This is a genomic window from Pseudoxanthomonas mexicana (assembly GCF_010093385.1).
In the GTDB taxonomy this organism is placed as follows: domain Bacteria; phylum Pseudomonadota; class Gammaproteobacteria; order Xanthomonadales; family Xanthomonadaceae; genus Pseudoxanthomonas_A; species Pseudoxanthomonas_A mexicana.
Genome location: NZ_PDWV01000023.1, coordinates 32,120 through 54,102 on the forward strand (window position 1 = coordinate 32,120; position 21,983 = coordinate 54,102).

The following is a 21,983-nucleotide window of genomic DNA, read 5'->3' on the forward strand; positions in this document are numbered from 1 at the left end:
GCGCCTTCGCTCACTCCTCCCTCTGCACTCACTTCCGCATTACAGGATCGGCACCAGTCCCGCACCGAACGCGGTCAGCACCCGCGTGTACAGCCATTTCGGCCCGACGTTGACCTCGGGGAAATCGCCGACCGCCACATAGCATCGATGGAACGCGGGATCCTTCGGGGCCACCGGCAGCGGGCAGTCGGGGCCCGGCCGGAACTCGTAGCTGGTGGCGTAGCGCCAGGGCCAGATATCGAACACGGGCAACGCCTCGGACACCTTGCCCAGACTGTAGTCCAGCCCCGAGAACACCGGCGGCTTGGCCCGCGGGGCGATCACCCATGCATTCTGCGGGGACATGTCGCGGCGGATGCTGTCGGCCAGCGCCTGCGCGAAAGCCGGGTCGTCGATCACGACCGCCGCCTCGGTGTTGTAGTTCTCCGAGCGCGGGTCGAAGTTGTGCGTGCCGATCACCGCCGTCTCGCCGTCGATCACCATCGACTTGGCGTGCAGGCCCATGCGCACGCCGGCGCGCTTGAGCGGCAGCGGCTCGGACGCGGCGCCGCTGCTGAGGAACGACGGCCGCGATTCGGTACGCTGCAGGCGGCGGGTGGTCTCGCCCTGCGAGCCGGCCGACGGCCCGATCGATCCGGACGGTCCACGGATGCGGCCGCTGCCGCTGCCTGCCGCGGCACGCCCGTCTTCCGACAGCGCCACCGGCGGCCCTTCCGGCATCAGCGCGGCGTAGTCCACCGGCGCGTCCTCCGGGAAGGGCTTGTACTCGTGGATGCGGAAGCCGAATTCGCGCAGGTAGCGGCGCTTGTACTTGAACGACATCGAATAGACGACCGGGTTGTCCGTCGCCGCCAGGCTGTTGGTGGACACCACTACCTGCGGTGGCGGCTCGCGCTTGCGCATGTCGCGGAACATCGCCTGCGCCTGCTTGGACATGACCAGGTACGGCGTCTGCAGCAGCACCTCCTTCTGCGCGCTGCGGATCAGCGCTTCCAGTTCGGGGGCGGCGGGCGCATCGTCGTCGCGGCGTTCGCGGCGGTGCTTCTGCGGCAGGTCGGCGATGTAGCGCACCGCGCCGACCGGGAACGCCGGCTCGACGAAACGCTCCCGTACCAGGTCCGCATCGCTCGCCTCGGCGCGCGCCGCCTGCACGCGCTCCGGCCGCAGGTAGCGCGGCACCGGCATCGCCGGCACGCCCTCGCGCAGCAGCGTCCGGCCGACATCGTTCAGGCGCTCGGCGGGCACGCTGCGCCGCGCCTCCCAGAACGCCTGGAAATTGGCCGCCATCGCCGCCGCCTCCGGACCCGCGACCAGCACGTCGCGGTCGCGGAAGTTATATTCGGCGTCCCAGTCGAAGTAGTCGTCCTGGTAGTTGCGCCCGCCGCTGATGCCGATGCGGTCGTCCACCAGCAGCAGCTTGGTATGCATGCGCTGGTTGAAGCGGCGGAAGCAGCACAGCACGCTGCCCGCGTAGTCCAGGTAGTTCAGCTTGGCCTTGCCGAAGCTGGGGTTGTAGATGCGGATGGCAAAGTTCTGGTGCGCACCGGACAGCGCGGCCAGGATCTCCAGGTCGGCGATCGCCGACAGCTGGTCGATCAGCACCCGCACCTTCACGCCGCGCCGCGCCGCGGCCAGCAGCTCGTCCAGCACCAGCCGCGCGCTGTCGTCCTTGTCGAAGATGTAGGTCTGCAGGTCGATGCGTTCGCGCGCGCTGCGGATCAGGTTCAGCCGTGCCAGCAGCGCGTCCGAGCCCTGGTCCAGGATCACCGCGTAGTGGCGCGGCGCCTCCGGCGTGGACGCCGCGCGCGCCTGTCCGGCCAGGTCGTAGAGCGGCGACGACAGCGCGCAGGCATCGGCCTGTTCGCACTCGATCACCGTCGAGCGGGCGCCAGCGGCGATGCCGGCCGCACGATCGCGCTGGCGGTCGGACAGGCTGGCGCAGGCGCTGCACAGCAGCGCCAGCCACAGGACCGCGCAGCGCGCGGCGATCACGGCACTGCGACGGGTCACGGCGTCCTTGCGCTCCTGATGCGCGCGCGCAGCACGAACACCACGCGGTCGCTGACGGCCAGCATCCAGTCGTCCATGTCGTAGTCGCTGCGGCGCACCGCGCCGGTGGCCACCACATCGCAGCCGACCGCCGGGCGCGGACAGGTCGCCGGCGCCACCTCCAGGCTGCGCGGGCGGCTGATGCCCTTGATGCTCAATTCGCCCTCCAGCTTGCCGCCGTCGTACAGCAGCAGCGGATCGTAGGGCCTGGACGTGAACGTGACCACCGGATAGCGGTCGGCATCGAAGAACTGCTCGCTGCGCGCCCACTCGCTGTAACGGGGGTGGCCGACGATCTCGACATCGCGGGTGTACATGCGCAGGCGCACCTGCTGGCGCCCGTCCGGCAGGTGCTCCACCGAGCCTTCGTAGTGGCGGAACACGCCGTCCAGCACTTGGCCCCAGCGCGTGCGCAGTTCGAATCCCAGCCGCGTGTTGTCCGGGTCGAAGTCGTTGCGCCCCTGCGCCAGCACGGGTACGGCCAACAGCACGCCCACCGCCAGCGCGGCCAGGCGCAGGCCGGCGGCCGTCGCCTGCGTCATGGCCACCAGAAGGCGGAGAGCTGCGCCACGCCGGGTTCGAAGGAGGCGTCGGCCGGCAGCGTCAGCACCACCACGCCGGCGGGCGGCATGCCGCGGTACTCGCTGGTCACGCCGGAGTACATCAGCGCGGCCAGTTGCTCCAGCCCCGGGTTGTGTCCCACCAGCAGCAGGCGCTCGGCCTCGCGGTGCTGGTCGGCCAGGTCGGCCAGCGTGCCGGGCGTGGCCTCGTAGATGCGCTCTTCCAGCCGCTGCTCCACATAGCCGATCGCGTCCATGACTGCTTCCAGCGTCTCGCGGGTGCGGCGGGCCGGCGAACACAGCACGCGGTCCGGCACCAGGCCCTGCTCCTTCAGCCAGCGCGCGACGGCCTCGGCCTCGGCCAGGCCCTGCGGGGAGAGGGGACGGTCCAGGTCGGACTGCCCGGTGGTGGCCGGTTCGGCATGGGCATGGCGCAGCAGGATCAGTTCACGCATGGGACGCTTGCTCCTTAGGCTTTCTTGATCCACTTCAACAACGGTTCCCAGTCCGCCTGATGCTCGCGCACCTGCGCCGAACGGTAGTCGAACAGGCTGCGGCCCAGGCCCGCCATCACCACGTAGGCCTGGGTATCGCGCAGCTGGGTGATGACCGGGTAAGGCCAGGTCTTCAGCATCTCCACCGCCTGCTGCGACGCATTCGTCCACGGCTTGCTGCGGTTGACCACCAGGCCCACGGGCAGCTTGCGCTTGTGCACCCGCGGCACCTTGGCCAGGGTGTTCAGGAAGCCGACCGTGGCCTCGATGTCCAGGGCGGACGGCAGCACCGGCACCACCACGGCGTCGGCGTGCTCCAGGAAACTGCCCAGGTCGTCGGCCATCGCGCCCGCCGGGGCGTCCACCACCACGCGCTCGGCGTCCTCCGGCAGCCACGCGCGCCAGGCGCGCCGGCCGCTGGCGTCGATCGGCAGTACGGCCGACTCCAGTTCCGCCCGGCGCTCGGCCCAGCGGGTGGAGGAATGCTGCGGATCGGCGTCCACCAGCACCGTGCGCTTGCCATCAAGTGCGAAATACGCGGCCAGATTGGTCGCCAGGGTGGTCTTTCCCGCGCCGCCCTTGGAGCTGGCGACCAGAATCGTCTTCATGCGCGCACCTCGTTGCCCGGGGAGCCCGCAGGGTACACCGGGGGAGGTGAAGCAGAAAGACAGGAGTGAGGGGGAGGAGTGAGGAGTGAGGAGTGAGCGAAGGCAAGACCCGGCTTCCCCTCACTCCTCACTCCTCCCCACTCACTGCTTGCTGTTATCGTTCCGTCCCCACGGACCGGACGCCCCATGAACGAGCTGCAGGACCTCACCGCGCTGATCCGCGCCAACACCCCGCTGATCGTCATCGAGACCCAGGACGAGGCGCGCGTGGTCGACCTGTTCCGGCAGGCCCTGGGCCAGGTGTGGCGGGCGCTGTTCCGCTGGAGCATCACCGAGGGCCTGCGCCGGCTGGACATGGACCGCGAGGACGACGCCGTCGGCCCGCCCGACGCCAGTGCCGCCCTGCAGGCCATCAAGCAGGCCGAGCAGCGCGGCATCTACCTGCTGCTGGATTTCCACCCTTACCTGGGCTACGCCAGCAGCCAGCGCCAGCTGCGCGACATCCTGCAACGCCGGCACAGCCTGCCGCACGTGGTAGTGCTGGTGGGCGCGAAGATCGAACTGCCGGCCGAACTGGACGCGCTGGCGGTGCGTTTCAGCCCGCGCCTGCCCGACGGCAATGCCCTGTTGAAGATGGTCCGCGAGGAAGCCGAGCACTACGCCCGCGAGCACGGCGGCCGGCGCGTCGAGGCCGATGGCGAGGCGGTGAAGCAGATCGTGCGCAACCTGCAGGGCCTGAGCCTGGTGGACGCACGCCGCATCGCGCGGCAGCTGATCTTCGCCGACGGCGCCCTGACCGCCAGCGACCTGCCCGCGCTGAACAAACTGAAGTTCGAGCTGCTCAACCGCAGCGGGCATCTGCACTACGAGTACGACACGGCGAAGTTCGCCGACGTGGCCGGTGCGTCGCGGCTGAAGCGCTGGATCGAACAGCGGCGTGCGGTGTTCGTGTCCGGCAATCCGCCACCGGGGCTGGACCTGCCCAAGGGCGTGCTGCTGCTGGGCGTGCAGGGCTGCGGCAAGTCGATGCTGGCCAAGGCCACGGCCGCCGGCTTCGGCGTGCCGCTGCTGCGGCTGGATTTCGGCACGCTGTACGACAAGTACCACGGCGAGACCGAGAAGAACCTGCGCGCGGCGCTGGCCTCGGCCGAGCAACTGGCGCCCTGCGTGCTGTGGATCGACGAGATCGAGAAGGGCCTGGCCAGCGGCGGCGACGAGGATGGCGGCGTGTCGCGCCGCGTACTCGGCTACCTGCTCACGTGGATGGCCGAGCGCAAGGCCGGCGCGGGCAGCGGGCAAGTCTTCCTGGTCGCCACCGCCAACCAGGTGCAGGACCTGCCGCCGGAGCTGCTGCGCAAGGGCCGTTTCGACGAGATCTTCTTCGTCGACCTGCCTTCGCCCGAGGCGCGCGTGGAGGTGCTGCGCGTGCACCTGGCACGCCGGCATCTGGATCCGGACGCCTTCAACCTGCCCGCACTCGCCGCCGCGGCCAACGGTTTCTCCGGCGCCGAGCTGGAGCAGGCCATCGTCTCGGCGCTGTACGCCGCGCATGCCGAGCAGAAACCGCTCGACACCGACCTCGTTATGCACGAGATCCGCAGCACCCGCCCGCTGTCGGTCCTGATGGGCGAACAGGTGCAGGCGCTGCGCGACTGGGCGCGGGAGCGGACGGTGCCGGCGGGTTGAGCCGTCGGGCCGTGCACTGAGGCACCAGGTTCCGCACTCGGGAAGCGCGGCCGTGGGAGCGACGTAAGTCGCGAGCTTTTAGCGGCAGCGTGCGCCCCGGCAGTCGACACGTCCGTGTCCTGAGACCGTACGGTGGGTTGAGTCGCAGCCCCATCGCATGTCAATTGGAAGCGCGGTGCGATTGACGTTCCGACACCGGATTCTTTGCATAAAGCCCCCGACGAGGGCGCTAACGATGATGGGTATCGCCTGCGGCTCAACCCATCCTACGGGCTCAATCGGCGAGTTCGCGCGTGTCCGATTCCAGTTCGGCGATCCACCTTGAAACGTCCGCATGCAAGGCGGTGGCGTTGCGTGCATCTTCTTTGCTCAACGAATCCAGCGCATTCACCAGACCGACGATCTTGTGTGCGCGTGTGCCGGGCGCGGGCGACCAGGCGAATGCGCATTTATCGTCGTACCGCAGGATGTACGTGATCCCATCAAGCCCCATCGATCCGGCAGCATCCGCATGATCTATTTCCGCTTTCAGCGTCTCCAGTGCGCGCGCTCCGAGTGCTTGCGGCAGGACGACGGGCGGGAACGTCTTGTACGTGGGTGCTAGCGGCTCAATAGCCTGATTCACTTCGGCACGCCCAGGTGGCGGAGGAGGTGGCGGCAGGTAACCGGCGGCAGAGACCCCCGCATGGCCCGACAAGGATGCATGGGAAAGCCGGAATCCCTCCGGCGCAGCGAACTCCGGGAATACGTCTACCCCGATTTCACCGGGCCTGAGTGCAAGCTCCTTGATACCGGTTGAATCGACCTTCCCGGGGCACGGTTCAAGGCGCGCCCGATACAGCGCCACCCTTTCAGCCTGGATCGCATCAAGACGCTCTCGCCTGTCTTCCCAGCGCTCCAGTGCGACTGGGACGACTACAGCGGCGCACAACATGAGCGCCAAAGGCGCCACCATCAGCAGAATGCGTTTTGCGTGGATGCCTGCTTTCATTCGTGCCCCTCCCCGTCCCCATCCTCAGTCTAACGCGATGCTCTGAAAGGATATGGCGTTCTCCGCGAGGCAAGCAGAGCAACTGGACCCGACCACAGCGGCGCGGGACGACTGAAGCGGCGCATTCGCCGACGAATCCGTACGGTTGAGCCGAAGGCGATACCCATCACGTGCAATCCGGAAAGCCCAGCGCGAACGAGCTATCGAGCGTGCGGCCGCTGCAGTATGCCTTCCTGCGAATGGTGCGGGTGATGGGTATCGCCTTCGGCTCGACCCATCCTACTCGCTAAGAAGTAAGGGGACGAGTCTCCGAGAACGAGCAACCTATGACGTTCCATCGATCAGGATGCCGCCGAATAGCCAAGACCCTACTACACCGGTCAGAGTAATCAGATGCAGGATGGATAGCCCTGTGCTCCGCAACGCCACAACAGAAGGAGCCAACAGCAACAGAGGCACGGCCGAAGCCACTGCATGTAACCACAGGATAGAGTCAGAAGCGGGTGGCCGAGACCAATGCGATGCCAGAACGGTAGCGATGTAAACAACTGCGCCAAGCAAGCCAGGTGATGCTGCGATGAGCTTACGATCTTGGCGGGCACCGTGTAGCAAGAAGGGCACGGGCAACAGAAGGGGCAAGAGGGGCAGAAGCCCAAATGCCAAGCCAGAAATGGCATTGAGACTCATGGATGTATCACTGCTCCCGACGCCTTATGCCTTCCGATGATCCGTGCCGCGAAGCGAGTTCGGCTTGACTGAATTGTTAAGCTGCAGGCCTAGCAAGCTTGAGAAGATCCGCAACGAGCATGTAGGTGTATACGACATAGCGATCTGCCTCATCGCGTATTGATATGGTCGCGTGCGAACCCTTTTGAGCTGCCCTGAACAGCGAGTCTAGGCGATCACCCAAGTACGCTAGTTGAGAGCCAATAATTTCTTCTGATCGCCCTGAGGTGGAATTGTCCTCTGTGAAGCAGACTAGGCGGTTGATGTAGTTGTCTGCTCCAAGAGCGATACGAACGTCCCTGCCATTAACCGACTTGACGCGCGGCGTATCAGTGGCCGGGAATAGGTGGTCTGCCAAATCCTGCAGGATCCTCCGGCAGCTATGGACAGCATTAGACCAATCCTCTGGGTTGTCGGATTGCAAGTTCTCATAAATGGCGACAAACTTTTGAGCGGCAGACGGGACTGTAAGGCCAATAAGCTCATCTGCTGCTAAGCGAATTCTAGAAAATGCGTCTCCTGCTATGCCGGAGAACTTCAACTCTAGATTCTTTTGAAGCACATATGCGTAGATGAATGATCTGCGTGAGCTTAGCTTTGCAGAGGACTCCCTAATCGACTGGTGCAATCTGCTTCGTTCGACCCAGTTGCCGTGCCCGGAGCCTACGTACTGATTGGGGTTGGCGGAAGAGATCGAAACATTCGGATCCCTGGCTGCGTCGATTCCTAGTTTTGAAGCCTCCAACGAGGCCTCAAGCTGTTCAATTGATTCAGTTCTCGCGTAGGTCTTGACCTCTTCCTTGTCTTTCTTTTGGTAGGTCCTTCCTGCGAGCGTTGCAAGGCGCCACACCTCTGGGGATACGCCAGTAGCAGAATATGGGTATCCGCCGCTCTCGTACTCGAAAATCTTCTGATGGTCGAAGTCGTTCAGGAGCCTCGCGAGACGAGAAGCCATCAAAGCGATGTTGGTAAGTGGGGCCTGCGATAGCTCGATCGCCCGGAGCAGATCCTCTGACAAGCCAAGGGCTTCAGCTAGCGCCTTAGCGGATGGCTTCACTTCGGGTTCCACTAGATGTGTCTCCTGCAGCCTAACGCCCCATCCCCGGGGGACGACATGGATGTTCACGTTCCACCCAGCGCGCGTCAAGGCAGACGGTACATGTCTGCATAGGGGTCGTGGGAACATGCCAGGACGCAGGGTGCGCAAGCGCCAGCTGCGTGGTTCGCTCGTGAACATCACCCGCTAACCCGGGGTGCCAGCTCCTTCTTTCTTAGATCGCTATCGTCCCTCTATTAAGCCGACTTAAGAAGGACACGGACCCGTTGGCGTGATCTGGGGTCGCAACCGCCCATCGGCAGAGATCGACGCAATCCCCCTCCCCAATCTCCACCGCAGTCCCACTCACCCTTACCCCCTCGCTTACATCCACCGGCACGTCCACCCGCAACACACTCGGTCGCCCGAGGTCGTGTCCCTGGTGGATGGTGAACCTGCGGTCGTCAGGCAGCCGGTCCTGCGCCGCCAGATACGCACCCAACGCCGCGGCCGCGGCGCCAGTGGCCGGATCTTCCACCACGCCGCCGGGTGGGAACGGATTGCGCGCGTGCAGCGTGTGCGCGTCTTCGCGCCGCACCAGATTGATCGTGGTCCAGCCGCGCGATGCCATCAGCGCGGCCAGTGCATCGAAGTCGTAGTGCAGATCGGCCAACCGCGCGCGCGTGGCGACGGCGATGACCGGATGCCACGCACCGGCATACGCGACCGCGGGCGGAAGCACGGGGTCGAGTTCGTCGCGATGCCAGCGCAACGTGCCCAGCACGCCATCCAGATCAGCGGCATCCAATGCGTCCACGAGCGGCGGCACGCTGGTCAGGGTGGCGAACAAACCGGCATCGACCGTCACGCGCACGCGCCCCGCCTGCGTGTGCAGCACGAAGTCGCCCGGACCCTGCCGGCGGGCGTGCGCGACCATCGCCGCGATCGTCGCGTGGCCGCAGAAGCTGACTTCGGCCAGCGGGCTGAAGTAGCGCACCTCGAGCTCGCCATCCGCGCGTGGCAGCAGGAACGCGGTTTCCGAATAGCCCACGTCCGCGGCGATGCGCTGCATGGCGTTGTCGGACAGACCGCGCGCATCCAGCACCGCGCCGGCGGGATTGCCGCCGCTCGGGTCGGTCGTGAAGGCGCTGTAGCGCAGGACCGCGGACGTCATCGTGTTTCTCCTCTCAGCGCAACGGTCGCAGGCGCGTCCAGGCGCACCACCAGATGGCGCAGGAAGAACTGCGTGAGCGGCCCCACGCCGAAGGCGAATACCAGGGTGCCCACGCCCACGACGCCGCCGAGCAGCACGCCGATGGCCAGCACCGTGACTTCGATCAGCGTGCGGATGCGGCGGATCGACCAGCCGGTGCGGCGCGCCAGCCCCGTCATCAGTCCGTCGCGCGGACCCGGCCCCAGCTGGGCGCCGATGTACAGCGCGGTGGCGACGGCGCACAGCACCACGCCGGCCAGCAGGTAGGCGCAGCGCAGCGGCAAGCCCTCGGGCGTCGCCAGCCAGGCGAGGTTGAGGTCGGCGAACGGCCCCAGCAGCAGCGTATTGGCCAGCGTGCCCAGGCCGGGCATCTGCCGCAGCGGAACCCACGCCAGCAGCACGCCTACCGCGGCGAGGATCATCACCGTGCCGAACGACAGCGGCAGGTGGCGCGACACACCCAGGTGGAACACGTCCCAGGGCGAGGCGCCCACGGCACCTTCGATCATCAGGGCGATGGCCAGGCCGTACAGCCACAGGCCGACGAGCAGGCGCAGCACGCGTTCGGGCAGGCGCCCGGCCTTGAGTTGGGCGAGGGGGCCGAGGTTGGCCAGGCCGATGGAAGAGGCAGGTTTCATGGGGCCACCTTCACCCCGATTGGCTCTTTTCGATAGAGCCAATCGTGCGATAGTGGCCTCATGAACCGCGTATTGGCCCCTGATCGCCTCGCCCCGCTGGTAGGCGACTTCCCCCGGTCGCCCGCCTACCGCGGGCTGCGCCAGGCGCTACAGGAGTTGATCGGCGACGGCCGCATCCCGCTGGACACCCGCCTGCCCAGCGAACGTGCCGTCAGCGAAGCGCTCGGCGTGTCGAGGAACACCGTCACCCGTGCCTATGCGGACCTGGTGGCCGCCGGCTTCGCCACCGCCCGGCAGGGCGCGGGCACGTTCGCCACGGCGCCGCTCGACCGACGCCGCGCGCACGACCACGCACTGCATGCCGTCGGCACGGCACCTTCATCGGGTGTCGCCATCGACCTCAACTGCGCGGCCGGCGCGGCCACGCCCGGCGTCGCGGCCGCCTACGCGCGCGCGCTGGAGGCATTGCCCGCCTACCTGGCCAGCGACGGCTATCTGCCTTCCGGTCTGCCCGCGCTGCGCGCCCGCGTCGCGGCGACATACACGCAGCGCGGCCTGCCCACCACGCCCGAGCAGATCGTGATCACCTCGGGCGCGCTGTCGGCCATCGCGATCATCGCCCGTGCGCTGAGCCGCCCGGGCGACCGCCTCATGATCGAGTCGCCGGTGTATTCGAATGCGATCGAGGCGCTGCGCCTCGGCGGCGCGCGCCTGGTCAGCGCGCCGATGGGCGACCCGCTGGGCGAGGACGGCTGGGACCTTGCCGCCATCGAGGCGACATTGCGGCAGACCTCGCCGCGGCTGGCGTACCTCATTCCGGATTTCCAGAACCCCACCGGCTTCCTGATGGGGGGAACGCAACGCGCGCACTATGCCGCTGCGCTGCGCACCACGCGCACGATCGCCATCGTCGACGAAACCCTGCAATCCACCTGCCTGTCCGATGCGTCGATGCCGGTACCGTTCGCCGCGTTCGCAACCGATGCGTTCACCATCGGCAGTGCGTCCAAACTCTGCTGGGGCGGCCTGCGCGTGGGCTGGATCCGTGCGCCGCGCGAACACATCGAACGCCTCATCGCCCCGCGCGTGCAGATGGACCTGGGCAGCTCCCTGTTCGACCAGTTGGTGGTGGCGGAGATGCTGGACGCCCACGGCGCACTCGCCGCGCGACGCGCCCAGATGCGGGAACGACGCGACACCCTGGCGCAGGCCCTGCGCGAGCACCTGCCCGACTGGCGCTTCCGCCTGCCCGAAGGCGGCCTGTCGCTGTGGGTTCGGATGCCGCACGGCAGCGCCACCGCACTGGCGGCGGACGTGGAACGCAAGGGCGTGTACCTCGCGCCGGGCCCGGTCTTCAGCGTGGAAGGCGGCAACGACCAGTGGCTGCGCATTCCCTATGCCAAGCCCGAAGCCACGCTGGTGCAGGCGGTGCAGGTGATAGCTGAAACCTGGAAGGCGCATCCGCGCGATGCACGACATCAGCGCGACGCGGTGAAACGCCTGATCGCCTGAGGCGCTAGCCGTTGTCGGGGCGCTTGGCGACACGCCGCTCCAGCCATGCCAGCACCGACAGCACGGCGAACGTCAGCAGCGTCGCCAGCAACGCCAGCCAGCCATGGCCGAAGCCGACGGCCACGCCGATCACCGCCACCATCAGCAGCGACGCCGCCGTGGTGATGCCGGCGACCACGCGGCCGCGGTGGGCGATCATCGTGCCGGCACCGATGAAGGCGACGCCGGCGATCACGGCTTCGACCAGCCTGAACGGATCGATCTGCACGCGCTCGTCGCCCGCGTGCTGCGCCAGCGCCAGCATCATGTCGCCCATACCGGTCAGCATGGCCGCCGCACCGGCCACCAGCATGTGTGTGCGGAAGCCGGCAGGGCGGTCCTTCATCTCGCGCTCCAGCCCGATGGCGCCGCCCAGCAGCATCGCGAACGCGATGCGCCCGACCACCGGCGCCTGTGCTTCCCATCCGTCGAACATGGCATGACCTCCTGCGCCGATGCTTCCACCAGCGCGGTCAACGCGATGCGAAGGCAGCTCAGGGTGCGGTGGGCGGTTCGCCGGTCAACAGGGCACGATGTTCCGGGCTGTCGGGCAACCAACCGGCGGGCGGCTCGCCCGCAATGCCGTTGGCCTGCAGTTGATGGCGCATGGCGGCGAGTTCGCCGTTGCGCAGGAAGACATCGACGTAATCGGCCGGCAGATGTCGCGCGGGCGCAGGTCGCTGGTACAACCGCATGACGTTTTCGTACACCCACGCGAACTGGCGCAGGCGCTCGCGCGCCGCCTCGCGCTCCACATCGCCGTCGGCCCACTGCCCCAGCTGCGGCAGCGCGATGGCCGGCCCGATCATGATCGAGTCGTCGGCGGCCAGCAGCGTGTAGATCCGCTTGCAGGCGGTGCGTGCGTCAGCGGGCAGTGCACCGACCCGGGCCCGGCAGCGCTGCATGATCGGCTGCAGGGTCGGGACCGCGATGGCCGCAGTGATGGCCATGACCGCCACATCCGCCATGTCCTGCGGCGTGGCAGCCCGGCCGATCCCGAGATCCTCGCCGATGGCGGCTGCCAGCGCGGGATCCAGTGGCGGTGCCGGCACCTGTCGCAGCGTCGTGGCCATCAGCAGGCCGACGTCGCTGAAGTGCGTGCGGTAGTGGGTCGCCGCGGCGGCCGCCTGCCAGTACCGCTCGGCGGCGGCCATGTCCCTGCGTTGGACGGCGTCGGCATAGGCCGCAAGCAGGCGTTCGGCATTGCCCGGATCGGCGGCCATCAGGCGTTGCAGCAGCAGGCTGCGGTCGCAGCGGGCGTCGTTCGTCGCGCAGGCGTCCAGCAGTGCCCAGTCCACCAGCGGATCGTCGCCCCTGGACGCGGCGTGGGCGGCCTGGAGCCATGCGCGCGCCTGGGTGTCCGCGTCATCGTTACTCCGCGGCCACAGCCAGCCGGCCACCAGCAGGTCACGCGCCGTGCCGCGCGCGGCGACGGTGCGCAGATGCGCTTCGACGTGGGCGCGCCATGCGTCATGCCAGGCCCGGCTGGCAGCGGCCAGCTGCGGATCGGATTCGACCCGGCCCGGCACCTCCGGGGGCGGACCGTCCTGCGCCAGAGAGAGCGATGAAGCCAGCACCGACGCCATCAACACCAGCCACGTACACACCTGGATTGTCGTGCGCATCGCCCACTCCTGTCGGGAACGACTTCAACGTTCGCACGAACGCGGCACCACGCGCCAGCGCCCGCCTATGCGGCCAGGCGCCCCACCACCCACGCCCACATCGGCAGCGTCGCCAGCGACAGCAGGATGCCGTAGCCGACCAGCGCGGCGGCCAGGCGCGGGGCAAGCTGGTGCGAAATGGCCAGCGCGGCGGCCGTGATCATGGTCGGCATGGCCGACTCCAGCACATTGGCCTGCAGCATCTCGCCGGACATGCCGAAGGCCAGCGACAGCGGCAACGCCAGCGCCGGCATCACCAGCAGGCGCAACAGCAGGCCGACCGCCAGTGGCTTCACCTCGTCGCGCGGCAGTTTCAGCTGGATGGTCAGGCCCACCGCCAGCATCACCAGCGGCAGCAATGCATCGGCCAGCTTCTGCCGGGCCCCGCCGATCCAGGCCGGGGGCTGCTCCGGCATCAGCGTCAGTCCGACCAGCAGGGCCCACACCGGCGGGAACTTCAGGATGCGCAGGCCGATCTCGCGTGCGGTGGGGGGCGCATCGCCGCCATAGCGCGCCAGCACGTACAGGCCGAACGTGGACAGCAGGACGAAGGTGCCGAACTGGTCGTACACCACCGCGTACGGCAGCGCGTGTTCGCCCAGCAGCGCGCGCACCATCGGGTATCCGATGAAGCTGCTGTTGCACAGGGCCACGCACAGCAGCAGTACCGCATGCTCGTCGCGACGGAAGCCGAACAGGCGCGTGGCCAGGGCGACCAGGGCGATGGTCGCGGCGGTCAGAATCCAAGGGGTGACGACCACGCCCAGCAGCGAAGCGTCCACGTGCAGGCGCGGCACGTAGGTCAGCACCGCGGCCGGCAGGCAGACATACAGCACCACGCGGTTCAGGACGTCGGCGGCATTGTCGGGAAACACCCGCAGGCGCGCGAACACAATGCCCAGGGCCAGCATGGTCAGGATCAGGGCGAAGGCATCGAATGCCATGGTGCGGCGGGAGCGGCGTGGGGCTGCGCAGGATCGCATACCCCGCCGCGCGTCGCGCTTGGGCTTTGGTCGGTGGTCGCGCCGATTCCAGCACGACCTCGTTGCGGCGCAAGGCTTATCATGGGCGCCATGACGAACCCCGCCGCCTTTCCCACCGCGTCCGGCCCGATCACCCTGGACGGCCCCGAAGGGCCTCTGGAAGCCCATGTCGACTGGCCGGAAGACGGCGAGCCGGTAAAGCCGGTCACCGCGGTGATCTGCCATCCCCTGCCCACCGAGGGCGGCACCATGCACAACAAGGTGGTGGTGATGGCCGCGCGCAGCCTGCGCGAACTCGGTGCGGTGACGGTGCGCTTCAACTTCCGCGGCACGGGCGCTTCGGCCGGCCTGTTCGACCATGGCGACGGCGAAGTGGACGACCTGCGCGCGGTCGTGGCCTGGGTGCGCGCCCAGCGTCCCGGCACCCAGCTGTGGCTGGCGGGCTTCAGCTTCGGCGCCTACGTATCGCTGCGCGCCAGCGACAGCCTGCAGCCGGATGCGCTGGTGTCGATCGCGCCGCCGGCAGGCCGGTGGGATTTCGCTTCGATCACGCCCCCCACGTGCCCGTGGCTGATGATCCAGGGCGAAGAGGACGAAATCGTCGAGCCACAGGCCGTGTACGACTGGATCGACACGCTGAAACAGCCGCCCGAACTGATCCGCATGCCCGAGACCAGCCATTTCTTCCACCGCAAGCTGATGGACCTGCGCGGCGCCATCAAGCATGCGATGAAAGCCTACGTACCGGCGTGATGACGGACGACGCTCGGGAGACGGCCCCGACGCCGTCGCAGGTCTACGCACGCGGCGCCTCCGAAGGCCAATGGCAGAACGATCCGGCGCAACATCCCGCGCTGGCCGAACTCGACCGCATCCATGCGGCCTTGCTGGCGGAGCCGCCGTCGCCCGGCCTGTTCGGCAGGCTGTTCGGCAAGCCACCGGAAACCGTCAAGGGCCTGTACTACTGGGGCGAAGTCGGGCGCGGCAAGACCTTCCTGGTGGACCTGTTCTACGACACCCTGCCGTTGCCGACGTACTCGGTTTCGCAGAACAAGGCGCATGGCGAAGGCGGCGGCAAGTACCGCACCCACTTCCACCGCTTCATGCGCGGCGTGCACGAGCGCCTGCGCCTGCACGCCGGCGAGAGCGATCCGCTGGCGAAGATCGTGCGTGAAGTCCGCGGCAAGCTGCGCGTGCTGGTGCTGGACGAGTTCTTCGTCACCGACATCGGCGATGCGATGCTGCTGGCGCGCCTGCTGGAGCGCATGTTCGCCGAAGGCATCCCCCTGGTGACGCCCTCCAATCCCGCGCCGCAGAACCTGTACAAGGACGGCCTGCAGCGCGCGGGCTTCCTGCCGGCGATCGCCCTGCTGCAGACATACTGCGTGGTGCTGCGCTCGGACGGGCAGGAAGACTACCGCCTGCGCGCGCTGACCCGCTCGCCGGTGTACCGGATGCCACTGGACGGCGCGGCCGACGACTGGCTGGCGATGCGCTGGCGCGAACTCAGCAGTGGCGAAGCCGCGCACGGCGGCAACATCGAGATCGACAGCCGCAAGATCCCGGTGCGTGGCCGTGGCAAAAGCATCGCCTGGTTCGATTTCGCGGCGCTGTGCGAGGGCCCGCGCGGCACCACGGACTACATCGAGATCGCGCACGAGTTCAACACGGTGCTGGTGGGCGGCATCCCCCGCTTCGATGCCTTGAACGAAGACGCTGCGCGCCGCTTCGTCAACCTGATCGACGAACTGTACGACCGCCACGTCAACCTGGTGTGCACCGCCGCGGACGCGCCGACGGCGCTGTACACCGGCACGCGCCTGCAGGGCGCGTTCGAGCGGACCGCCTCGCGCCTGATCGAGATGCAGAGCGCCGAGTACCTGGCCACGCCGCACAAGGCCTGAGCGGATGGACGTGGTGCCCGCTGCGATCGACGATGCGCTGCACCGGACGATCGACAACGGCGGCCGTGTCTGCGTGCTGACCGGCGCCGGCATGTCGGCCGAGAGCGGCATCCCCACCTTTCGCGGCACGCACGACAGCTTGTGGTCGCGCTTCGATCCGATGCGGCTGGCGACGGCCGAGGCGTGGCGCGAGGATCCCGCGCTGGTCTGGGGCTGGTACCGCTGGCGCATGCAACTCGTCCGCGATGCGCAGCCGAATGCCGGTCATCGTGCGCTGGCGGCGCTGGCGCAACGCGTGCCGCTGTCGCTGGTCACCCAGAACGTCGACGACCTGCACGAACCCGCCGGCAGCGCCGTGGATGCGCATGTGCATGGCAGCCTGTTCGCTCTGCGCTGCTTCGCCTGCGGGCGCGCGCATGACGGCCCGCTCGACGACTACGTCGACGGCGTGCAGCGTATCGAGCCGATGCGCTGCGCGGCCTGCGGCGACCGGGTGCGTCCGGGCGTGGTGTGGTTCGGCGAAGCCTTGCCCGACGACGCCTGGGACGCGGCGGCTGATGCGGCGACGCGCTGTTCGCTGATGCTGGTCGTGGGTACGTCGGGGCTTGTCTATCCTGCCGCCGGCCTGCCCGCGCTGGCCCGTCGCCACGGCGCGACCGTGGTGGAAATCAATCCGGAGCCGACCGCGCTGTCCGCGGAGGCGGACCACGTCTGGCGGGCGCCCGCAGCGCAGGCGTTGCCGTTGCTGGTGCGCTAGGCACTGCTACTTTTCTTCTCCCCGCTGGCGGGGAGAAAGTGCCCGAAGAACCTGCCCTCGCTTGATCCGGGGAACAAGGTGCGCTGTCGTGGGAGCGACGCAAGTCGTGATCGGTTACCGGTAACGCTTCATCGCGACTCACGTCGCTCCCACGGTGGCAGGGGCTAGTTCACATGGCGCTGCACGAACGCATCCACCGACGTGGTGTAGGCGGACGGCGCACCCAGCAGGTGATTCACCTCGCCATGCGAGAGGTCTTCCGGCAGCACCTCCATCGCGACCCCCAGCGTCTTCGCCTTCTCCACCATCGCGCGACCCTGTGGGCAGGCATCCTGCCGGCGCGAGGAGCAGACGAACAGCATCGGCACCGCGTCGCGGGTGAGCTGGTGGTATGGCGAAGCGGCGATCCAGTCGACCGGATTCCTGCCGAAAGCCGCGTCGTAGATGCGCGGCAGCGGGGGCTTCTTCATCGTCTGCGGCACATCGAGCGCGCCGCTGTCCAGCGAGACCACACCTCGCGGACGGGCGGCGCCCGCCTCGCGCCACAGCGAGGATGAGGCACCCACCAGCGCGGCGAGATGCGCCCCCGCGGAGTGACCCATCAGCAGCACGTTCGCCGGATCGGCGTTCCACGACGGTGCGCGCTTCTGCACGTCGGCCAGGGCGCGCGCCACGTCGCGGGCCTGGTCGATGGGCGCGGTGTCCGGTCGCATGCGGTAGTTGATCGAGACCAGCACGTAGCCCTTCGGCAGCCAGTACGCGGCCTTGTTCTCGACCACGCCGGGATTGTCCTTGTTGCCGTTGGCCCAGCCGCCGCCGTGCACGAACAGGATCACCGGCGCGCGCTGCGGCTGCGCCGGCAGGTAGACGTCGTAGCGCTGGCGCGGGTCGTCGCCGTAGGCGACATCGCGCAGCGCACGGGCGCCGGCGGGCAACGCCGGTGGGCTTGCAGCCGGCTGGCGCGAGGCGTCGCGCGCCTGCTGCAGGCGTTCGCGGAAGGTCTGCGCGGCCAGCGGCAGCGCAGCGGTCAGGACGCAGGCCAGCAGGCCCGTGCGGAACAGCATCGTCTTCATCGCATCACCTTGTTGGGGGAGATCAACCGGCCCGCAGCCACAGTTGCGCGCGCAGGCCTTGGGGCGTATTCGGCAGCAGGCGCAGTTCGCCGCCGTGCTGGCGGGCCACGCGGTCGACGATGGGCAGGCCCAGGCCGCTGCCGCCGCCTGCCTGGTCGTGGACGAACGGCTGGCGTGCGCGCTCGGCGGCTTCGGCGGACAGGCCAGGGCCACCGTCGGCCACCTCGACCACCCACGCCGGACCTTCGGCCCACAGCCGCAACGACAGCGGCAACGCGCCATGCCGCTCGGCGTTGACCAGCAGATTCTCGACCGCGCGCAGCAGCGCCATCGGCTTGCCCGGCAGCAGCGCGTGCTCCGGCGGTTCCACACGCCAGCCTTTCGAGGCCGCGGCGACCGCCTGGCGGCAGATCGCGGCCAGGTCGACCGTTTCGCTGCCTTCGTCGCGGCCATCGCGGGCGAAGGCGATGAACTGGCCCAGGATCGCATCCATTTCCATGATGTCGCGCTGCATGCTGCGGGTCAGGTCGGGATCGGTGTCGGGCACCATCTCCAGCGCGAACTGCAGGCGGGTCAGCGGCGTGCGCAGGTCGTGCGAGATGCCGGCCAGCAGCAGCGCACGCTCTTCGGCCGCCGCGCGCACGTCGCCGCTGGCTTCGCCCAGCGCCTGTGCCAGGCCGGCGACTTCGCGCGGCGCACGCGCCGGGACGATCGGCGGGGCGTCGCCGCGCACGATGGCCGGCGCCGCGGCCGCGAGCTGGCGCAACGGCTGCACCAGCCGGCGCGCGAAGTACGCGGCGGCCAGCCACACCAGCGCCACGCACCCGATCAGCATGAACACCGAGAAGCGGCGCATGCCGGTGCCCGGGCGGTCGTAGGCGAACGACACCCACAGCGGTTCGCGCGTGGCAGGTTTCAGCCAGATCACCCGCAGCCCGCGGCCGGCGTCCATCCGCAGCTCGCGACCGGCGCCCAGCGTGCCGGCGGCCCGTTCGCGCAGTTCACGCAGCAAGGGCGCGAAACGCGGCCGGGCATCGGCGGGCGGCGTGCTGCGCACTTCCAGCCCGGCATCCCGCAGCTGCGCGACCGTGCGCGCATGCGGCTGGTGCTGATCGAGCGCTTCGACCACTTCGGCGAAGCCCTGCATCGCGCGCAGCAGCTGTTCGGCCGCCGGCCGCGTAGCGAGTTCGCGCCCGAGCAGGAGCGCCAGCACGCCCGCGCCAGCCAACACCAGGGCGATGACCAGCGCAGCTGGCCGAACACGCTGCGCGGCAGCGGCGCCCTCATGGCGTGGCCTCCGGCGGCACGAACACATAGCCCACGCCCCAGACCGTCTGGATCAGGCGCGGCTGGCGCGGATCGTCTTCCAGCAGGCGGCGCAGGCGCGCGATGGTGACGTCCATGCTGCGTTCGAAGGCCTCGTGCTCGCGGCCGCGCGCCAGACTCATCAGGCGGTCGCGGCTCAGCGGCTGGCGTGGATGCCGCAGCAACACCGACAGCACCGCGAATTCGCCGCTGGTCAGCCGCAACAGCGCGCCGTCGCGGGTGAGCTCGCGCCGGCCCAGGTCCAGCGTGAAAGGCCCGAACACCACCTCACCGCCGTCGGGTTGCGGCGCACCGGGCGCGGGGCGCGTGCGCCGCAGCACCGAACGGATGCGCGCCAGCAGCTCGCGCGGATTCACCGGCTTGGGCACGTAGTCGTCGGCGCCGATCTCCAGTCCGACGATGCGGTCGATCTCGTCGCCCTTCGCCGTCAGCATCACGATGGGCGTGGCGTCGCCCTGGCCGCGCAGGCGGCGGCAGATCTCCAGGCCGTTCTCGCCGGGCAGCATCAGGTCCAGCACGATCAGGTCGAAGTGGCCGCGATCCAGCGACTGCCGCATCTGCGCGGCATCGCCCACGCCGCGCACCTCGAAGCCCTGCGATTGCAGGTATCGCTGCAGCAGCTCGCGCAACCGCACGTCGTCGTCCACCAGCAGCACGCGGGGCAGGGTCTCGTCCATGCGGCCACTATCGCCCGCCGCCGCGACGCCCGGCAAACCCCGTTTCCAGCCGGTTTGTAAGCAGATGTTTCCGGCGCAGGCGGCAGACACATCTGCTGTCAACCGCGACACACCTGCCGCCGTTGCCCGCCCTACCTTGGCCCTGCCGCCGCTTCCCCGTGCGGCCACCCCCACCCCGATGAGGATTCCGCCATGAGCAAGACCCCGCTGCTGATCGCCACCGCTTTCGCCTTGTGCGCCACCACCCTGATCGCCGACCAGGCCGAAGCCCGCGAACGCAGCCGCGCCGTGCAGCGTACCGCCCAGGGCGGCAGCGTCGCCGTCGAGCGCAGCAATGCCCGCTTCGACAGCCAGCGCCAACGGGGCTGGCAGGCCGATGGCCAGGGCAATGCCAGCGCCGCGCGCAGCGGCAGCATCAGCGGTGCCAACGGCGGCAATGCCGGTTACGACCGCAGCACCTACCGCAACGCCGACGGCAGTGCCGGCCGCCAGGGCAGCGCGTATGCCAACGGACCGAACGGCGGAACCGCCAGCACCAGCGGCGGCATCAGCCGCGACGCGGACGGCAACGTGACCGGTGCGCGCAGCACCACCGCCACCGGCGCGAACGGCAATAGCTACACCGGCAGTACGACCGTCTCGGACGGCACGCTGGTGCATACGCGCACCTGCACCAATGCCGCCGGTGACGCCATCGCCTGTCCGCGCGGCCACTGACCGACCGGCTGCACCCTTTCCCGCAGGCGCGGCGGCCTGGCACCTCCCCTGCCGCAAGGACGCATTCCCGACCCGCCGCGCCTGCACCTGTTCCTTCCCTCACCCGGAGATTCCCGATGTCCCGATCCATCCTGCTTCCCCTCGCCACCGCCCTGTCCGTATGCGCGCTGGTGGCGCCCGCCCACGCGCAGCAGCGCACCCTGACCGACGAACAGAAAGCCACGCTGCAGGAACGCCTGAAAGCCGCCGATGCCAACGGCGACGGTCTGATCGACAAGGCCGAGGCCGACGCAAAGCTGCCGCGCATCGCCAAGCGCTTCGACACCCTGGATGCCGACGGCGACGGCAAGCTCTCGCCCGATGAAATGCGTGCAGCCGGCCAGAAGATGGCCGCGCGTCGCACGCGCTGAGGCGGTAGGATGGACGGCTTCCGCCTGTTCGCCGGCCTGCCCCTGCTGGTGCTGGTCGCCGTCGCCGCCGTGGAAGCCGCGTGGCTGATGCGACGCGGCGTCCGTTACGACTGGAAGGGCTATTGGGCGTCCTTCGGCGATGCCGCCGGCCGTGCGCTGCTGGGCGTGCTGATCCAGGGTGGCGTGGTTGCCGTACTGCTGTTCACGATCTGGGAGTTCCGCCTGACCACGATCGCGATGGACCGCCCCTGGCACTGGCTGGCGCTCTTCGTCGGCCAGGAGTTCTGCTACTACTGGATGCACCGCGCCGATCACCGCGTGCGCTGGTTCTGGCTGAACCACTCGGTCCACCACTCGGCCACGCAGTACAACCTGTCCACCGCGTACCGGCTGGGGTGGACCGGCAAGCTCACGGGTGCGGCGGTGTTCTTCGGTCCGCTGGTGTGGCTGGGCTTCCCGGTGCCGTACGTGGTCGGCGCGCTGGCGCTGAACCTGCTGTACCAGTACTGGCTGCACACGGAACTGGTGCCGCGTCTGCCGCGCCCTGTCGAGTTCGTGTTCAACACGCCGGCGCACCACCGTGTGCACCACGCCAGCAATCCGGAATATCTGGACTGCAACTACGGCGGCGTGCTGATCGTGTTCGACCGCCTGTTCGGCACCTGTCGCGACGAACGCCCGGACGTGCCGATCCGCTACGGCCTGGTGGATCCGGTCCACAGCTACAACCCGGTGACCATCGCCTTCCACGCCTGGGTGAAACTGGCCCGCGACCTGCGCCGCGCGCGCGGCGTCAGGCAGGTCGCCATGACGCTCTTCGGGCCGCCTGGATACATCCCGGGAAGCGCGAAAAAGGTCCGCCCGGGGCACTGAGAGTGGCCCGGGCGGACCTTTTTCGCGCTTCCCGGGATGTATCCAGG

General features: G+C 68.7%; 22 protein-coding genes. 8 read left to right on the top strand and 14 right to left on the bottom strand.

Going from position 1 to position 21,983, the window contains the following annotated elements; genetic code table 11:
* Positions 1-39: 39 nt before the first annotated feature.
* From CSC76_RS10090 to CSC76_RS10105, 4 genes are read right to left on the bottom strand one after another with little or no spacing between them, the layout of a single operon-like run.
* On the bottom strand, positions 40-2,010 hold the full coding sequence (locus CSC76_RS10090) for a phospholipase D family protein (protein ID WP_238394932.1): 1,971 nt from the start codon (positions 2,008-2,010) through the stop codon (positions 40-42).
* Positions 2,007-2,591 carry a YceI family protein gene (locus CSC76_RS10095; protein ID WP_162109882.1) on the bottom strand — a complete coding sequence of 195 codons (585 nt, stop codon included), beginning with the start codon at positions 2,589-2,591 and terminating at the stop codon, positions 2,007-2,009. Before CSC76_RS10095 ends, CSC76_RS10090 begins: the two co-directional genes overlap by 4 nt.
* Positions 2,588-3,064 (bottom strand): SixA phosphatase family protein, encoded by a 477-nt coding sequence (locus CSC76_RS10100; RefSeq protein ID WP_162109883.1) that lies wholly within the window; start codon positions 3,062-3,064, stop codon positions 2,588-2,590. Before CSC76_RS10100 ends, CSC76_RS10095 begins: the two co-directional genes overlap by 4 nt.
* Before the next feature lie 14 nt (positions 3,065-3,078).
* Positions 3,079-3,711: a ParA family protein gene (locus CSC76_RS10105; RefSeq protein ID WP_162109884.1), complete on the bottom strand. Its 633-nt coding sequence runs from the start codon at positions 3,709-3,711 to the stop codon at positions 3,079-3,081.
* Positions 3,712-3,897: 186 nt separating this feature from the next.
* On the opposite strand from CSC76_RS10105, the gene CSC76_RS10110 reads away from it, so the two are divergent.
* Positions 3,898-5,397 carry an AAA family ATPase gene (locus tag CSC76_RS10110; RefSeq protein ID WP_162109885.1) on the top strand — a complete coding sequence of 500 codons (1,500 nt, stop codon included), beginning with the start codon at positions 3,898-3,900 and terminating at the stop codon, positions 5,395-5,397.
* 274 nt (positions 5,398-5,671) lie between these two features.
* Here CSC76_RS10110 and CSC76_RS10115 read toward each other — a convergent pair whose 3' ends face one another.
* The 4 genes from CSC76_RS10115 to yczE all read right to left on the bottom strand — a co-directional run bounded on the left by CSC76_RS10115 (position 5,672) and on the right by yczE (position 10,001).
* The gene (locus CSC76_RS10115; RefSeq protein ID WP_162109886.1) at positions 5,672-6,388 is read right to left on the bottom strand and encodes a hypothetical protein; all 717 of its coding nucleotides are present in this window, start codon (positions 6,386-6,388) and stop codon (positions 5,672-5,674) included.
* A gap of 763 nt (positions 6,389-7,151) precedes the next feature.
* Positions 7,152-8,171 (bottom strand): AbiTii domain-containing protein, encoded by a 1,020-nt coding sequence (locus CSC76_RS10120; protein ID WP_202923514.1) that lies wholly within the window; start codon positions 8,169-8,171, stop codon positions 7,152-7,154.
* A gap of 214 nt (positions 8,172-8,385) precedes the next feature.
* Positions 8,386-9,324 carry a PhzF family phenazine biosynthesis protein gene (locus CSC76_RS10125; RefSeq protein WP_162109888.1) on the bottom strand — a complete coding sequence of 313 codons (939 nt, stop codon included), beginning with the start codon at positions 9,322-9,324 and terminating at the stop codon, positions 8,386-8,388.
* Positions 9,321-10,001 (bottom strand): membrane protein YczE, encoded by a 681-nt coding sequence (yczE, locus tag CSC76_RS10130; RefSeq protein WP_162109889.1) that lies wholly within the window; start codon positions 9,999-10,001, stop codon positions 9,321-9,323. Before yczE ends, CSC76_RS10125 begins: the two co-directional genes overlap by 4 nt.
* A gap of 60 nt (positions 10,002-10,061) precedes the next feature.
* On the opposite strand from yczE, the gene yczR reads away from it, so the two are divergent.
* Entirely contained in the window at positions 10,062-11,513 is a 1,452-nt protein-coding gene (gene yczR / locus CSC76_RS10135) for a MocR-like transcription factor YczR (protein ID WP_162109890.1), read from the top strand.
* 4 nt (positions 11,514-11,517) lie between these two features.
* On the opposite strand, the gene CSC76_RS10140 is transcribed toward yczR, so the two are convergent.
* The 3 genes from CSC76_RS10140 to CSC76_RS10150 form a co-directional block, all read right to left on the bottom strand.
* Positions 11,518-11,988 carry an MgtC/SapB family protein gene (locus CSC76_RS10140; RefSeq protein ID WP_162109891.1) on the bottom strand — a complete coding sequence of 157 codons (471 nt, stop codon included), beginning with the start codon at positions 11,986-11,988 and terminating at the stop codon, positions 11,518-11,520.
* A 58-nt stretch (positions 11,989-12,046) separates the two neighbouring features.
* The gene (locus CSC76_RS10145; RefSeq protein ID WP_162109892.1) at positions 12,047-13,177 is read right to left on the bottom strand and encodes a hypothetical protein; all 1,131 of its coding nucleotides are present in this window, start codon (positions 13,175-13,177) and stop codon (positions 12,047-12,049) included.
* A gap of 65 nt (positions 13,178-13,242) precedes the next feature.
* A complete protein-coding gene (locus tag CSC76_RS10150; RefSeq protein ID WP_162109893.1) occupies positions 13,243-14,160 on the bottom strand; it encodes an AEC family transporter in 918 nt (305 codons plus the stop codon).
* A gap of 129 nt (positions 14,161-14,289) precedes the next feature.
* On the opposite strand from CSC76_RS10150, the gene CSC76_RS10155 reads away from it, so the two are divergent.
* Genes CSC76_RS10155 through CSC76_RS10165 form a run of 3 tightly spaced genes read left to right on the top strand, consistent with a single transcriptional unit; the run spans position 14,290 to position 16,860 of the window.
* Positions 14,290-14,952 carry an alpha/beta hydrolase gene (locus CSC76_RS10155; protein ID WP_162109894.1) on the top strand — a complete coding sequence of 221 codons (663 nt, stop codon included), beginning with the start codon at positions 14,290-14,292 and terminating at the stop codon, positions 14,950-14,952.
* The gene (gene zapE / locus CSC76_RS10160; protein WP_162109895.1) at positions 14,952-16,103 is read left to right on the top strand and encodes a cell division protein ZapE; all 1,152 of its coding nucleotides are present in this window, start codon (positions 14,952-14,954) and stop codon (positions 16,101-16,103) included. The genes CSC76_RS10155 and zapE overlap by 1 nt, the downstream gene beginning before the upstream one ends.
* Positions 16,104-16,107: 4 nt before the next feature.
* Positions 16,108-16,860 (top strand): SIR2 family NAD-dependent protein deacylase, encoded by a 753-nt coding sequence (locus tag CSC76_RS10165; protein ID WP_162109896.1) that lies wholly within the window; start codon positions 16,108-16,110, stop codon positions 16,858-16,860.
* A 164-nt stretch (positions 16,861-17,024) separates the two neighbouring features.
* On the opposite strand, the gene CSC76_RS10170 is transcribed toward CSC76_RS10165, so the two are convergent.
* The 3 genes from CSC76_RS10170 to ompR all read right to left on the bottom strand — a co-directional run bounded on the left by CSC76_RS10170 (position 17,025) and on the right by ompR (position 19,936).
* Positions 17,025-17,933: an alpha/beta hydrolase gene (locus tag CSC76_RS10170; RefSeq protein WP_162109897.1), complete on the bottom strand. Its 909-nt coding sequence runs from the start codon at positions 17,931-17,933 to the stop codon at positions 17,025-17,027.
* A 22-nt stretch (positions 17,934-17,955) separates the two neighbouring features.
* The gene (locus CSC76_RS10175; RefSeq protein WP_162109898.1) at positions 17,956-19,146 is read right to left on the bottom strand and encodes an ATP-binding protein; all 1,191 of its coding nucleotides are present in this window, start codon (positions 19,144-19,146) and stop codon (positions 17,956-17,958) included.
* Positions 19,147-19,216: 70 nt separating this feature from the next.
* Entirely contained in the window at positions 19,217-19,936 is a 720-nt protein-coding gene (ompR, locus tag CSC76_RS10180) for an osmolarity response regulator transcription factor OmpR (protein WP_162109899.1), read from the bottom strand.
* A 192-nt stretch (positions 19,937-20,128) separates the two neighbouring features.
* Here ompR and CSC76_RS10185 point away from each other — a divergent pair, with 192 nt between their 5' ends.
* The 3 genes from CSC76_RS10185 to CSC76_RS10195 all read left to right on the top strand — a co-directional run bounded on the left by CSC76_RS10185 (position 20,129) and on the right by CSC76_RS10195 (position 21,936).
* Positions 20,129-20,653 (top strand): hypothetical protein, encoded by a 525-nt coding sequence (locus CSC76_RS10185; protein WP_162109900.1) that lies wholly within the window; start codon positions 20,129-20,131, stop codon positions 20,651-20,653.
* Positions 20,654-20,769: 116 nt separating this feature from the next.
* Positions 20,770-21,063, top strand: a complete 294-nt coding sequence (locus CSC76_RS19265) for an EF-hand domain-containing protein (protein ID WP_162109901.1) — start codon at positions 20,770-20,772, stop codon at positions 21,061-21,063.
* A gap of 9 nt (positions 21,064-21,072) precedes the next feature.
* A complete protein-coding gene (locus CSC76_RS10195) occupies positions 21,073-21,936 on the top strand; it encodes a sterol desaturase family protein (protein WP_162109902.1) in 864 nt (287 codons plus the stop codon).
* The last annotated feature ends 47 nt before the right edge of the window (positions 21,937-21,983 follow it).